At 73.0% G+C, this 14,464-nt stretch carries 11 protein-coding genes; 8 read left to right on the forward strand and 3 right to left on the reverse strand.

Annotation, left to right across the window (positions count from 1 at the left end):
* Window positions 1-2: 2 nt before the first annotated feature.
* The 3 genes from KUM39_RS14765 to KUM39_RS14775 form a co-directional block, all read right to left on the reverse strand.
* Window positions 3-1,421 carry a DUF58 domain-containing protein gene (locus tag KUM39_RS14765; RefSeq protein WP_217786076.1) on the reverse strand — a complete coding sequence of 473 codons (1,419 nt, stop codon included), beginning with the start codon at window positions 1,419-1,421 and terminating at the stop codon, window positions 3-5.
* Window positions 1,421-2,440 (reverse strand): AAA family ATPase, encoded by a 1,020-nt coding sequence (locus KUM39_RS14770; RefSeq protein ID WP_217786077.1) that lies wholly within the window; start codon window positions 2,438-2,440, stop codon window positions 1,421-1,423. The genes KUM39_RS14765 and KUM39_RS14770 overlap by 1 nt, the downstream gene beginning before the upstream one ends.
* Before the next feature lie 325 nt (window positions 2,441-2,765).
* Window positions 2,766-3,314 carry a beta-class carbonic anhydrase gene (locus KUM39_RS14775; protein WP_217786078.1) on the reverse strand — a complete coding sequence of 183 codons (549 nt, stop codon included), beginning with the start codon at window positions 3,312-3,314 and terminating at the stop codon, window positions 2,766-2,768.
* Between the two features lie 501 nt (window positions 3,315-3,815).
* Here KUM39_RS14775 and rsmH point away from each other — a divergent pair.
* The 8 genes from rsmH (at window position 3,816) to ftsW (ending at window position 14,463) form a co-directional block, all read left to right on the forward strand.
* The gene (rsmH, locus tag KUM39_RS14780) at window positions 3,816-4,772 is read left to right on the forward strand and encodes a 16S rRNA (cytosine(1402)-N(4))-methyltransferase RsmH (protein WP_217786079.1); all 957 of its coding nucleotides are present in this window, start codon (window positions 3,816-3,818) and stop codon (window positions 4,770-4,772) included.
* A gap of 85 nt (window positions 4,773-4,857) precedes the next feature.
* Window positions 4,858-5,460, forward strand: a complete 603-nt coding sequence (ftsL, locus tag KUM39_RS14785) for a cell division protein FtsL (RefSeq protein ID WP_217786080.1) — start codon at window positions 4,858-4,860, stop codon at window positions 5,458-5,460.
* Window positions 5,461-5,465: 5 nt separating this feature from the next.
* Window positions 5,466-7,436 carry a peptidoglycan D,D-transpeptidase FtsI family protein gene (locus KUM39_RS14790; RefSeq protein WP_308288136.1) on the forward strand — a complete coding sequence of 657 codons (1,971 nt, stop codon included), beginning with the start codon at window positions 5,466-5,468 and terminating at the stop codon, window positions 7,434-7,436.
* Window positions 7,437-7,480: 44 nt separating this feature from the next.
* Window positions 7,481-9,133 carry a UDP-N-acetylmuramoyl-L-alanyl-D-glutamate--2,6-diaminopimelate ligase gene (locus KUM39_RS14795; protein ID WP_217786082.1) on the forward strand — a complete coding sequence of 551 codons (1,653 nt, stop codon included), beginning with the start codon at window positions 7,481-7,483 and terminating at the stop codon, window positions 9,131-9,133.
* Between the two features lie 4 nt (window positions 9,134-9,137).
* Entirely contained in the window at window positions 9,138-10,553 is a 1,416-nt protein-coding gene (locus tag KUM39_RS14800; protein WP_217786083.1) for a UDP-N-acetylmuramoyl-tripeptide--D-alanyl-D-alanine ligase, read from the forward strand.
* On the forward strand, window positions 10,550-11,623 hold the full coding sequence (mraY, locus tag KUM39_RS14805) for a phospho-N-acetylmuramoyl-pentapeptide-transferase (RefSeq protein WP_217786084.1): 1,074 nt from the start codon (window positions 10,550-10,552) through the stop codon (window positions 11,621-11,623). The genes KUM39_RS14800 and mraY overlap by 4 nt, the downstream gene beginning before the upstream one ends.
* On the forward strand, window positions 11,605-13,038 hold the full coding sequence (murD, locus tag KUM39_RS14810; protein WP_217786085.1) for a UDP-N-acetylmuramoyl-L-alanine--D-glutamate ligase: 1,434 nt from the start codon (window positions 11,605-11,607) through the stop codon (window positions 13,036-13,038). The genes mraY and murD overlap by 19 nt, the downstream gene beginning before the upstream one ends.
* Before the next feature lie 66 nt (window positions 13,039-13,104).
* Window positions 13,105-14,463, forward strand: a complete 1,359-nt coding sequence (gene ftsW / locus KUM39_RS14815) for a putative lipid II flippase FtsW (protein ID WP_217786086.1) — start codon at window positions 13,105-13,107, stop codon at window positions 14,461-14,463.
* Window position 14,464: the final 1 nt, after the last annotated feature.

Consider the following 14,464-nt stretch of genomic DNA (forward strand, 5'->3'; position numbering starts at 1 on the left):
GCTCATCCCAGCCCCTCCCCGGCCGTCGCGGCCAGCGCGGACCTGTCCCGGTCCGCCTGCCGCCACAGCTCGTCCAGCGCGGCACCGCGCGGCACGCCCAGCGCCGTCCAGCCCGCCTCCCGCAGCATCCGCAGCCGCTCCGGCCGCGGCCCGCCCGGTGCCACTCCGCCCGGCCCGCCCGGCCCGTCAGGCCCGTCAGGGTTCGGCACGTGCGGCCCCGACGCGGTCGGCTCCCGGCCGACCCAGGTGTCCGGGTCCAGCAGGAACGCCACCGCCGCGCCGCTGCGCCTGCGCATCGCGGCGACCGTCGCCGCCTGCGGTTCGTCCAGATCCCCGAGGAACGCGATCAGCAGCCCCTCGCCGCCGCCGCGCAGCATGTCGTGAGCCCGGGACAGATCCGTCCCGTCGGAGTGGTCCACCACCGCGAGCGTGTCCATCAGCAGCCCGGCGGTGTCCGCGCCGTCCTGCCCGCCGCCCGCGAAGCCGTCCGTGCCCTCGCCGGGCACCGCGCTCCCGGTGTCGGTCAGCAGCCGCACCGTGAACCCGCGCTCCAGCATGTGCGCCAGCACCGACGCCGCGCCCGACACCGCCCACTCGAACGCCGACTCGGGACCGGCACCCTCGTAGGCCAGGGCACGGGTGTCCAGCAGCACCGTGCAGCGGGAGCGGCGCGGCTGCTCCTCGCGGCGCACCATCAGCTCGCCGTGCCGCGCGGTGGAGCGCCAGTGCACCCGGCGCAGATCGTCGCCGTACCGGTAACCGCGCGGGATCACGTCGTCCTCGCCCGCCAGGGCCAGCGAACGGCGCCTGCCGTCGCCGTAGCCCCGCGCGTCGCCGCCGAAGCGGACCGGGGCCAGCGGCACCACCCCCGGCACCACCGTCAGCGTGTCCCGCGCGGCGAACGAGCGGGTCAGCTCGCACATCCCGAACGGGTCGGTCAGCCGCAGTTGCAGCGGGCCCAGCGGATAGCGCCCCCGCAGATCCGAGCGGACCCGGTAGGACACCTCACGGCGCCCGCCCGGCTCGACCCGGTCCAGCACGAAACGCGGCCGGGGTCCCAGGACGTACGGCACCCGGTCCTGGAGCATCAGTACGCCCGTGGGCAGCCGGGAGACGTTGTCCAGCAGCAGATGCACCCGCGCCTCGCCGCCCGCCGGGACCCGGCCGGGGGAGAGCCGTCGGCCCGCCGCCACCCGGTACCGGGTGCGGTACAGCACGGCCGCGCAGACCAGCGGGAGCGCCGCCAGCAGCAGCCCCACCCGCAGCAGCCCGCCCTGCCCCAGGACGTAGGCGCAGACCGCGGCGGCGATCCCGGCGGCCAGGAACGACCGGCCGCGCGTCGTCAGCCCCGACAGTACGGTGCCCGGCCCGCCCGCCTCCCCGCGGTCCGGCGCCGGGCCGTCCGGCGCCCCGCCGCTCATCACAGGCCCCGCGGACGGTCCGGAACCCCGCCTGAGCCGCCGAAGGACCCCCGGGGGGACGCCGGGACCGGGGTGTCGCGCAGGATCTCCTGCACCACCTGCTCCGCCGTACGCCGGTTCAGCTGGGCCTGCGCGGTCGGCAGCAACCGGTGCGCGAGGACCGCGACGGCCAGGTCCCGCACGTCGTCCGGGAGCACGAACTCCCGCCCGGCCAGCGCCGCCGACGCCTTCGCCGCGCGCAGCAGATGCAGCGTGGCGCGCGGCGAGGCCCCGAGCCGCAGATCCGGGTGGGTGCGGGTGGCCGCGACCAGGGCGACCGCGTACGCCCGCACCCCCTCGGCGACGGGGATCGCGCGCACCGCCTCCACCAGCTTCACGATCTCGTGCGCGTGCGCCACCGGCTGGAGATCCTCCAGCGGCGACACCCCGCCGTGCGTGTCCAGCATCCGCAACTCGGCCTCCGCGCTCGGATAACCGACCGAGACACGGGCCATGAACCGGTCCCGCTGCGCCTCCGGGAGCGGGTACGTGCCCTCCATCTCCACCGGGTTCTGGGTGGCCACCACCATGAAGGGGCTGGGCAGTTCGCGGCTGAGGCCGTCGATGGTGACCTGGCGCTCCTCCATCGACTCCAGCAGCGCCGACTGGGTCTTCGGCGAGGCGCGGTTGATCTCGTCGCCGATCACGATCTGCGCGAAGATCGCCCCCGGCTTGAACTCGAACTCCCGCCGCTGCTGGTCCCAGATGGACACCCCGGTGATGTCCGAGGGCAGCAGGTCGGGCGTGAACTGGATGCGCCGCACCGAGCAGTCGATGGACCGCGCGAGCGCCTTGGCCAGCATCGTCTTGCCCACGCCGGGCACGTCCTCGATCAGCAGATGGCCCTCCGCGAGCAGCACGGTCAGCGCCAGCCGTACGACCTCGGGCTTGCCCTCGATCACGCTCTCCACCGAACCGCGGACCCGATCCACGGTCGCGGTCGGATCGTTCAGGCTCGCTCGGTCGTCATAGGTGGTCACCCGGCCCTCCTCGGCCCCTCGCACAAGGACCGGCGCTCTGTGACGCGAAACCGGCCCACCCCGAATCACGGACACCGTCCCGAAAAGGTTCCGGAACGACGCCCACCCCCGCATTCTTGCCGCCGTTACCGATTCGTGTCACTCGCCTGTGGACAACCCGCTTCCGCGATGTCGGCCCTGTGTGGTTTTCGACCACTTGTGTGACCCTGTTCGAGTGGTCGCGTCACAGGAACGCGGGGGCGGGGCACATCAAACACCCCGCGCGGAGCAGCGGAAACGCCGACGGGTCCGGCCCCCCTCGCGGGAGGCCGGACCCGTCCGGGCGTCACGCCCCCTCGACCTCCGACAGCAGACCCGTGCGCACGTCGAAGACGAAACCGCGCACATCGTCGGTGTGCGGCACGAACGGCGAGGTACGGATGCGCCGGATGGACTGGCGCACGTCCTGCTCCACGTCCCGGAAGGACTCCACCGCCCACGCCGGACGCTGGCCCACCTCCTGCTCCAGCTCGTCGCGGAAGCCCTCGGTCAGCGCCTCCAGACCGCAGTTGGTGTGGTGGATCAGCACCACACTGCTGGTCCCCAGCTTGCGCTGGCTGATGGTCAGCGAGCGGATCACGTCGTCGGTGACCACACCGCCCGCGTTGCGGATGGTGTGACAGTCGCCGAGCCGGAGGCCGAGCGCGTCGTGCAGGTCGATACGGGCGTCCATGCACGCCACCACGGCCACCTTCAGCACCGGCCGGGCGTCCATGCCCGGATCGGTGAAGGCGTCGGCGTAGACGCGGTTGGCGTCCAGCAGACGGTCCGTCACGGAGCCGTCGCCGGTTATGGCGCCTTCGGGGGCGGGGGGAACGGAAGCGGAAGTCGTCATGGGACGACGGTACTGGTCGCCTCCGGGCCCGGCCTGTCGGGAGAAGCGACAAAGAACGTCATCCCGGCTTGTCGCCCGCGCACCGGCCACCCCACCCGTCCCGGCCGCCCCACCCGCCCCGTGGCTCATCCGCCCCGTTGCCCACCCGGACGGCCCAGCCCCGGCCCCCGCCCCCTCCGCCGAGCGGGTGAGCCACGGCCCCGCCCCCACCCCACCCCCACCCCGCCCCGGACCCGGTGCGCGACGCGCAGGCCGGTTGATTGACCGCGCGACACCGTGGACTAAAGTGGCGCGAAGCGGGAGACGAGGCTCTCCCCGCTGTTCAAACCCCCCAAGGACACCGGCACCGGCCGGACCGTCCGACCACGTGCGCGGCGCGTACGTACGGCTCGGCCTCCTCCCGCTCCGGCCGGTTGCCGCCTCCGGCGGACTCGGCGGACTCCCCTTCACCGAGCGGGCGGGGACCCGGCGGTGCGGCCCGCCGGAACGGAGAAGCCCCCCTTGAGCGAGAGTCGCCACGTCCCGGTGATGCTCCACCGGTGCCTGGACCTGCTGGCACCCGCCCTGGAACGGCCCGGAGCCGTCGTCGTGGACTGCACCCTCGGCCTCGGCGGACACAGCGAGGCCCTGCTCACCCGCTTCCCCGAGGCCCGCCTCGTCGCCCTCGACCGCGACAAGGAGGCGCTGCGCCTGTCCGGCGAACGCCTCGCCCCCTTCGGCGACCGCGCCACCCTCGTGCACGCCGTCTACGACGAACTCCCCGACGTGCTGCGGCGGCTCGGCCTGCCCCGCGTCCAGGGCGTACTGTTCGACCTCGGTGTCTCCTCGATGCAACTCGACGAGGCCGACCGGGGGTTCGCCTACGCCCAGGACGCGCCGCTCGACATGCGCATGGACCAGAGCACCGGCATCAGCGCCGCCGAGGTCCTCAACACCTACGCGCCCGGCGAACTCGTCCGCATCCTGCGGGCCTACGGCGAGGAGAAGCAGGCCAAGCGGATCGTCTCCGCGGTCGTCCGGGAGCGCGACAGGGAGCCGTTCAGCAACAGCGCCCGGCTGGTCGAACTCATCCGCGACGCGCTGCCCCAGGCCGCCAAGCGCACCGGCGGCAACCCCGCCAAGCGCACCTTCCAGGCGCTGCGCATCGAGGTCAACGGCGAACTCTCCGTGCTGGAGCGGGCGATCCCGGCCTCGGTGAAGTCCCTCGCGGTCGGCGGACGCGTCGCCGTGCTGTCGTACCACTCGCTGGAGGACCGGCTGGTGAAGCAGGTGTTCGCCGCCGGGGCGGCCACCACAGCCCCGCCCGGACTGCCCGTCGTGCCCGAGCGTTACCAGCCGCGGCTCAAGCTGCTCACCCGTGGTGCCGAACTTCCCACCGAGGAAGAGATCGCGCAGAACCGCAGGGCCGCCCCGGCCCGGCTGCGGGGCGCCGAGCGCATCAGGGAGGACGCCGAGTGAGCGGAACGGGTCGGTGGGGCCGAGCGCACCCACCAGGGCGTCTTGCGGAAGTCCCGTCCGCCCCGGCCTGCCCGGCGGGCGCCCGGTGAGCGGGACACCCCGGATGCGGGGGAGGGCCGCCCGGCTGGCCCGGCTCTTTCCGGCCGGGCGTGCCCGCGCCGCCCGCACCCCGTTCGTGCTCCTCGTCGTCCTGCTGCTCGGCGGCGGCCTGATCGGGCTGCTGGTGCTGAACTCGGCGCTCAGCGAGGGCTCGTTCGCACTCGCCGACCTGCAGAAGCGGACCAAGAGCCTCACCGACGAGGAACAGGCCCTGCAACGGGACATCGACGCCTACTCCTCGCCCGGCGCCCTCCAGCTCCGGGCCCGCGAACTCGGCATGGTGCCCGGCGGCGACCCCGCCTTCCTCGGCCCCGGCGGCACCGTCCAGGGCAGCCCCAGCCCCGCCCCGCCCGAACCCGCCTCGCTGATCGCGCCGCCCGCCCCGGAGACCCTGGACCCGGCCGCACCGTCCGGCACACCGGGAGCCCCCGGTTCCGAGCCCACGGCCACGCCCACCGCCCCGACCACGGCCCCCGGCGGCACCCCGGCCCCGCCCGGCACCCCCTCGGCCCCGGTCACCGCTCCCTCCGAGGCGCTGGCACCGCTCACCCCCCAACCGCCCGCACCCACCACGACCCCCGGCAGGTGACGGAAGTGTCCGACAGGGAACCGCCGCGCCGCCGCGTGCCCGCCCCCGCCAAACCGCCCCGCCCGCGCGGACCCGTCCGGCGCGCCCCCGGCCCCGGCCCCGGCTCCCGGCCGCCCCGCCGCCCGGCCGGGTCCCGGCCCCCGGCCGCGCCCGCGCTCCGCCTCGGCAGCCCCCGGCCCCGGCTGCGCGCCGTCGGCCTCGGCCTGACCCTCGTCCTGCTGGTCTTCACCGTCCGGCTGCTCCAGGTGCAGGCGGTGGACGCGAGCACCTACGCCGCCAAGGCCCAGCTGAACCGCTATGTCGCCCACACCCTGACCGCCCAGCGCGGCGGCATCACCGACCGCAACGGCGTCACCCTCGCCATGAGCGAGGACGCCTACGACATCACCGCCGACCCGACGATGTTCAGCGCCAAGGAGCTGAAGATCAACGACGGTCCGGAGCGGGCCGCGGCCCTGCTCGCGCCGATCCTCGGCCAGGACAGCGCGGCTCTCGTCCAGAAGCTCCGGCCGAAGAACCCGCTCTCCCGCTACGCCCGGCTCGCCACCCGGCAGACCCCGCAGGTCTGGAAGCAGATCAAGGACCTGCGCTCCACGCTCGCCCGCAAGGCGTCCACCGACAAGACCGCGCCCAACGTGCTCGCCGGGGTCTTCGCCGACCCCAGCAGCCAGCGCGTGTACCCCGGCGGGGACCTGGCCGCCGGGATACTGGGCTGGGTCAACGCCGACGGCAAGGGCGGCGGCGGCATCGAACAGGAACTGGACAAGCTGCTCGCCGGCAAGGACGGCAAGATCCGCTACGCCCAGTCCGGCGGACGCGAGGTGCCCACCGCCGGGTCCACCGAGACGCCCGCCGTGCCCGGCAGCGACGTCGAACTCACCATCGACCGCGACATCCAGTGGGCCGCGCAGAACGCCATCAGCGAGCAGGTGCGGAAGTCCCACGCCGACCGGGGCTACGTCATCGTCCAGGACACCCGTACCGGCGAGATCCTGGCGATGGCCAACTCGCCCGGCTTCGACCCCAACGACCTCTCCAAGGCCGACGGCAGCGCGATGGGCAACTTCGCCGTCCAGGACGTCTACGAACCCGGCTCCACTGCCAAGGTCATGTCGATGGCCGCCGTACTGGAACGGGACGCGGCCACCCCGCTCACCCATGTCGTCGTCCCCAACCGGCTGCACCGCGGCGACCGGCTCTTCCAGGACGACGTGGACCACGCCACGTGGTACCTCACCCTGAACGGCGTGCTCGCCAAGTCCAGCAACATCGGCACCATCCTGGCCACCGGCCAGCTCGGCCGGACCCAGGCGCAGACCAACCGGATCCTCTACTCCTACCTGCGCAAGTTCGGCATCGGGCAGCCCACCGGACTGGACTTCCCCGGTGAGACGCGCGGCATCCTGGCGCCCGCCGCCAAGTGGTCCACCTCGCAGCAGTACACGATCCCGTTCGGCCAGGGCTTCTCGCTCAGCGCCATGCAGGCGGCGTCCGTGTACTCGACCATCGCCAACGGCGGGATTCGCGTCGCGCCCACCCTGGTGCGCGGCACCGAGGGCGCCGACGGCCGGTTCGCCCCCGCGCCCAAGCCCGAACAGACGCGCGTGGTCAGCGAGAAGACCGCCCGCACCCTCGCCCAGATGCTGGAGTCCGTCGTGGACGACGAGCAGGGCACCGGCATCAAGGCCCGCATCCCCGGCTACCGCGTCGCCGGAAAGACCGGCACCGCCAACCGCGTGGACCCCGCCACCGGCCGCTACCACGGCTACACCTCGTCGTTCGCCGGGTTCGCCCCCGCCGACAAGCCGCGCGTCACCGTCTACTGCGCCATCCAGAACGCCACCTCCGGCAGCTACTTCGGCGGCCAGATCTGCGGACCCATCTACAAGCAGGTCATGGAGTTCGCGCTCAAGACCCTCCAGGTACCGCCGACCGGCGCCAGGTCCGCCAACCTGCCCGTCTCCTACAAGCCCTGACCGGCCGCCCCCCACGCCCCGCGCACACCACCAGGAACGAACCCGTGACAACGATCACCCCCGACTCCGGGAACCACGAGCCCGGCCCGCCCTCGCTTCGCTCCGGAGCGGGTGCGCCCGGTACGCTCACCGCCGTGCCACACGCCGACCAGCCCCCCACCTCCCCGAAGGGCGCTTCCGTGACGTATCCGGGACCGCCGCGACCGGCCCAGGTCTCCGCCACCCCGCTCGCCGAACTGGCCGCTCAGCTCGGGACCGCCGCCGACGGCACCCCCGGGATCACGGGCATCACCCACGACTCCCGCGCCGTCCGCCCCGGAGACCTGTACGCCGCCCTGCCCGGCGCCCGGCTGCACGGCGCCGACTTCGTCACCCAGGCCGCCGGACTCGGCGCCGCCGCCGTGCTCACCGACCCGGCCGGTGCCGAACGCGCCGCCGCGACCGGCCTGCCGGTCCTGGTCGTGCCCGACCCGCGCGGCGTCATGGGCGAACTCGCCGCCACCATCTACGGCCACCCCGGCCGCGATCTGCTCCAGATCGGCATCACCGGCACCTCCGGCAAGACCACCACGGCCTACCTCGTCGAGGGCGGTCTGAAGACCGTCCGCGAGACCGGTCTCATCGGCACCGTCGAGACGCGGATCGGCGCGGAGCGCATCAAGTCCGAGCGCACCACCCCCGAAGCCACCGATCTCCAGGCCCTGTTCGCCGTCATGCGCGAACGCGGTGTCGAGGCCGTAGCGATGGAGGTCTCCAGCCACGCGCTGGTGCTCGGCCGGGTGGACGCCTGCGTCTTCGACGTCGCCGTCTTCACCAACCTCAGCCCGGAGCACATGGAGTTCCACTCCGGCATGGAGGACTACTTCCAGGCCAAGGCCCAGCTGTTCACCCCCGAGCGCAGCCGCCTCGGTGTGGTCAACGCCGACGACGAGTACGGCAGGCGGCTGGTGCGCGAGGCCGGTGTCCCCGTCGTCACCTTCTCCGCCGAGGGCCACCCGGACGCCGACTGGCGCGCCGAGGACGTCCAGGTCGGGCCGGTGGACTCGACGTTCACCATCACCGGTCCCGACGGCGTGCGCGTGCACGCCCGTTCGCCGCTGCCCGGCCCGTTCAACGTCGCCAACACCCTCGCCGCCGTCACCGCCCTCGCCGCCGCCGGGATCGACCCGCAGACCGCCGCCGACGGCATCGCCGCCGTGCCGGGCGTCCCCGGCCGGCTGGAGCGCGTGGACGCCGGACAGCCCTACCTCGCCGTCGTGGACTACGCGCACAAGACCGACGCCGTCGAGTCGGTCCTCAAGGCACTGCGCCGGGTCACCAAGGGACATCTGCACGTCGTCCTCGGCTGCGGCGGCGACCGCGACCGCACCAAGCGCGAACCGATGGGCGCCGCCGTCGCGCGGCTCTCCGACACCGCCGTGCTGACCTCCGACAACCCGCGCTCCGAGGACCCCCTCGCCATCCTCGCCGCCATGCTCCGGGGCGCCGCCTCGGTGCCCGCGCACGAGCGGGGCGAGGTGCTCCTCTTCGAGGACCGCGCCGCCGCCATCGCCGCCGCCGTGGGCCGTGCCCAGGCCGGGGACGCCGTGCTGATCGCGGGCAAGGGCCACGAGCAGGGCCAGGACATCGCCGGGGTGATCCGCCCCTTCGACGACCGCCAAGTGCTCCGCGAAGCCATCCAGAAGACCCAGGGATGAAATCTTGATCGCCCTCTCCCTCGCCGAGATCGCAGCCGCCGTCGGCGGGCAGACGCACGACATACCGGACACGTCGGTCCAGGTCACCGGACCCGTCGTCCGGGACTCCCGCGACGTGGTGCCGGGCAGCCTGTTCGCCGCGTTCGCCGGTGAGCGGGTGGACGGCCACGACTACGCCGGGGCGGTCGTCGCCGCCGGTGCCGTCGCGGTGCTGGCCGCCCGGCCCGTCGGCGTGCCCGCGATCGTCGTCCCCGACGTGCAGACCGCCCTCGGCGCGCTCGCCCGGTACGTCGTCCAGCGGCTCGGCGCGACCCTCGTCGCCCTGACCGGCTCGGCGGGCAAGACCAGCACCAAGGACCTCATCGCCCAGGTGCTCCAGAGCCACGCGCCGACCGTGTTCACACCCGGCTCGCTCAACAACGAGATCGGGTTGCCGCTGACCGCCCTGTCCGCCACCGAGGAGACCCGCTTCCTCGTGCTGGAGATGGGCGCCCGAGGCATCGGCCACATCCGCTACCTCACCGGACTCACCCCGCCGAGGATCGGCCTGGTCCTCAACGTCGGCAGCGCGCACATCGGCGAGTTCGGCGGCCGGGAGCAGATCGCCCAGGCCAAGGGCGAGTTGGTGGAGGCGCTGCCCCCGGCGGCGGAGGGCGGGATCGCGGTGCTCAACGCCGACGACCCGCTGGTCCGCGCGATGGCCTCCCGTACCCAGGCGAAGGTGGTCCTTTTCGGAGAGTCGGCCGAAGCGGACGTACGCGCCGAGAACGTGCGACTCACGGACACCGGGCAGCCCGCGTTCCGCCTCCACACACCCTCCGGTGCAAGCGATGTGACGATGCGCCTGTACGGTGAGCACCACGTGTCGAACGCGCTCGCCACGGCCGCCGTCGCCCATGAGCTGGGCATGTCCGCACCCGAGATCGCCACCGCGCTCTCCGGGGCGGGCTCCCTCTCCCGCTGGCGCATGGAGGTCACCGAGCGCCCGGACGGCGTGACCATCGTCAACGACGCCTACAACGCCAACCCCGAGTCCATGCGCGCCGCCCTCAGGGCGCTCGCGGCCATGAGCGGGGGACGGCGCACCTGGGCGGTGCTCGGCAAGATGGCCGAGCTGGGGGACGAGGCGCTCGCCGAGCACGACGCGGTCGGACGGCTCGCCGTCCGGCTCAATGTCGGCAAGCTCGTCGCGGTTGGGGGGATCGAAGCCTCCTGGCTGCAACTGGGCGCATACAACGAGGGTTCGTGGGGTGAGGAGTCGGTGCACGTGTCCGACGCACAGGCGGCGATCGACCTGTTGCGCAGCGAGGTGCGGCCGGGGGACGTCGTACTCGTGAAGGCGTCCCGTTCCGTGGGGCTCGAGGGCGTGGCCCAGGCGCTGACCGAGAACGCCGCCGGGAGCGGGGTCGAGACCCGATGATGAACCAGATCCTGTTCTCGGGCGTCATCGGTCTCTTCCTGACCCTGGTCGGCACCCCGCTGCTGATCAAGCTCCTCGCCCGCAAGGGCTACGGCCAGTACATCCGCGACGACGGCCCGCGCGAGCACGCCAGCAAGCGCGGTACGCCGACGATGGGCGGTATCGCCTTCATCTTCGCCACGATCGCCGCGTACTTCCTCAGCAAGGTGATCACCGGCAAGCCGCCGACGTACTCCGGACTCCTCGTCCTCGGTCTGATGACCGGCATGGGCCTGGTCGGCTTCCTCGACGACTACATCAAGATCGTCAAGCGCCGTTCGCTCGGTCTGCGCGCCAAGGCCAAGATGGCCGGACAGCTCATCGTCGGCATCGGCTTCGCCGTGCTGTCGCTGATGTTCTCCGACTCGCGCGGCAACACCCCGGCCTCCACCAAGCTGTCGTTCATCACCGACTTCGGCTGGTCGCTCGGCCCGGTGCTGTTCGTCATCTGGGCGCTGTTCATGATCCTCGCCATGTCCAACGGCGTGAACCTCACCGACGGCCTCGACGGCCTCGCCACCGGCGCCTCCGTCCTCGTCTTCGGCGCCTACACCTTCATCGGCGTCTGGCAGTTCCAGGAGTCCTGCGCCAACGCGATGACCCTGACCAACCCCGCCGCCTGCTACGAGGTGCGCGATCCGCTCGACCTCGCCGTGGTCGCCTCCGCCCTGATGGGCGCCTGCCTCGGCTTCCTGTGGTGGAACACCTCGCCCGCCAAGATCTTCATGGGCGACACCGGCTCGCTGGCCCTCGGCGGCGTCCTGACCGGCCTGGCGATCCTCTCCCGCACGGAGCTGCTGCTCGCCATCATGGGCGGCCTGTTCGTCCTCATCACCATGTCGGTCGTCATCCAGGTCGGCTCCTTCCGGCTCACCGGCAAGCGCGTCTTCCGGATGGCACCGCTCCAGCACCACTTCGAACTCAAGGGCTGGTCCGAGGTCCTGGTCGTGGTCCGCTTCTGGATCATCCAGGGCATCTGCGTCATCGTCGGACTCGGCCTCTTCTACGCGGGATGGGCAGCGGACAAGTGACCTCCTCGGTGTCCCCGGAACTCCAGGGCAAGCACGTCACCGTCGCCGGGCTCGGCGTCTCCGGCGTCCCGGCGGCCAGGGCGCTGCTCGCCCGCGGCGCCCGCGTGACCGTCGTCAACGACGGCGACGACGCCCGCTCCCGCGAGCAGGCCGCCGCCCTGGAGAAGCTGGGCGCCACCGTCCGCCTCGGCGACGGCGCGACCCTGCCCGAGGGCACCGACCTCGTCGTCACCGCCCCCGGCTGGCAGCCGGACAAGCCGCTGTTCAAGGCCGCCGGGGAAGCGGGCGTCCCCGTCTGGGGCGACGTCGAGCTGGCCTGGCGGCTGCGCGGCCCCGACGCCGCGCCCTGGCTCGCCGTGACCGGCACCAACGGCAAGACCACCACCGTGCAGATGCTCGCGTCGATCCTCACCGCCGCCGGACTGCGCACCGCGGCCGTCGGCAACATCGGCGTCTCCCTGCTGGACGCCGTCCTCGGCGACGAGGAGTACGACGTCCTCGCCGTCGAACTCTCCAGCTACCAGCTGCACTGGGCGCCTTCCCCGCGCCCCCACTCCGCCGCCGTCCTCAACCTCGCCCCCGACCACCTCGACTGGCACGGCTCGATGGAGGCGTACGCCGCCGACAAGGGCCGCGTCTACGAGGGCAACCGCGTCGCCTGCGTCTACAACGCGGCCGACCCGCGCACCGAGGACTTGGTACGCGCCGCCGACGTCGAGGAGGGCTGCCGCGCCATCGGCTTCACCCTCGGCGCCCCCGCGCCCTCCCAACTCGGCGTGGTGGACGGCATCCTGGTGGACCGCGCCTTCGTGGCGGACCGGCACAGCAGCGCGCAGGAACTGGCCGAGGTCTCCGACGTCAACCCGCCCGCCCCGCACAACGTCGCCAACGCCCTCGCGGCGGCCGCCCTCGCCCGCGCCTTCGGCGTCCCCGCCACCGCCGTACGCGACGGACTGCGCGCCTTCTCGCCCGACGCCCACCGCATCGCGCACGTCGCGGACGTGGACGGCGTCGCCTACATCGACGACTCCAAGGCCACCAACACCCACGCCGCGGAGGCCTCGTTGGCGTCCTACGAGTCGATCGTGTGGCTGGCCGGGGGACTCGCCAAGGGCGCCACCTTCGACGAGTTGGTGGCCCGCTCCGCCCAGCACCTGCGCGCCGCCGTGCTGTTCGGCGCCGACCGCGCGCTGATCCGCGAGGCCCTCGCGCGACACGCCCCGGAAGTCCCCGTCGTGGACCTCGAACGGACCGACACTGGGGCGATGCTCCGGGCGGTGACCGAGGCGAAGCGGCTCGCCCGCCCCGGCGACACGGTGCTCCTCGCCCCCGCCTGCGCCTCGATGGACATGTTCACCAACTACAACCAGCGCGGTGACGCGTTCGCGGAGGCGGTCCGCGGACTCGGCGCCTGACCCGGCCGCCGCCGGGCGGAACTTGGGAGGCACCCGTGGCACGGCCGACGTTCACAGGAGGAGCCGATGCCCGGTAGCCGTACCGGCCGTCCGCCCGTGCAGCGGGCCACCCGCCGCCCGGCCGCGGCACCGGCCCGCGACAACCCGGTGCTGCGCACCGCGGACCGGGTCCGCAAGGCGTGGGACCGGCCGCTCACCGCGTACTACCTGATCCTCGGCGGCAGCCTGCTGATCACCGTGCTCGGTCTGGTGATGGTGTACTCCGCCTCCCAGATCACCGCGCTGCAACTCTCGCTGCCCGGCTCGTACTTCTTCCGCAAGCAGTTCCTCGCCGCCACCATCGGCGGCGCCCTGATGTTCGCCGCCTCCCGGATGCCGGTGAAGCTGCACCGGGCGCTGGCCTACCCGATCCTCGCCGGTGCGGTCTTCCTGATGGCGCTGGTGCAGGTGCCGGGGATAGGGATGTCGGTCAACGGCAACCAGAACTGGATCTCGCTCGGCGGCTCCTTCCAGATCCAGCCCAGCGAGTTCGGCAAGCTGGCCCTCGTCCTGTGGGCGGCCGACCTGATGGCCCGCAAGCAGGAACGGCGGCTGCTGACCCAGTGGAAGCACATGCTGGTGCCGCTGGTCCCGGTCGCCTTCCTGCTGCTCGGACTGATCATGCTCGGCGGCGACATGGGCACCGCGATCATCCTGACGGCCATCCTGTTCGGCCTGCTCTGGCTGGCCGGAGCCCCCACCCGGCTCTTCGTCGGCGTGCTCTCCGTCGCCGGGGTCATCGGCGTGGTCCTCATCAAGACCAGCGCCAACCGCATGGCCCGGCTCGCCTGCATCGGCGCCACCGAACCGAAGACCGGCGTCGCCGACTGCTGGCAGGCCGTGCACGGCATCTACGCCCTCGCCTCCGGCGGATTCTTCGGCTCCGGGCTCGGAGCCAGCGTGGAGAAATGGGGCCAACTACCCGAAGCCCACACCGACTTCATCTTCGCCGTCACCGGTGAGGAATTGGGCCTCGCGGGGACGCTGTCGGTGCTCGCCCTCTTCGCGGCTCTAGGCTATGCGGGTATCCGCGTGGCCGGACGCACGGAGGACCCCTTCGTCAGGTACGCCGCGGGAGGAGTGACCACCTGGATCACCGCGCAGTCGGTGATCAACATCGGTGCGGTGCTCGGTCTGCTGCCGATCGCCGGTGTCCCCCTCCCGCTGTTCTCCTACGGGGGCTCCGCCCTGCTGCCGACCATGTTCGCCATCGGACTGCTGATCGCCTTCGCGCGCGACGAGCCCGGTGCGCGGGCGGCGCTTGCGATGCGGCAACCCCGCTTTGGTAGAAAGCGGGCGGGAGGCCCCGGTGTGGAGCGGGGGCCTCGGAGATGGAACACGATGCGACGGCGCGCCCCGGTGGCGCGTCCGTCCGGAGAGCGGTGAA

It is taken from the genome of Streptomyces corallincola (assembly GCF_019104725.1).
In the GTDB taxonomy this organism is placed as follows: domain Bacteria; phylum Actinomycetota; class Actinomycetes; order Streptomycetales; family Streptomycetaceae; genus Streptomyces; species Streptomyces corallincola.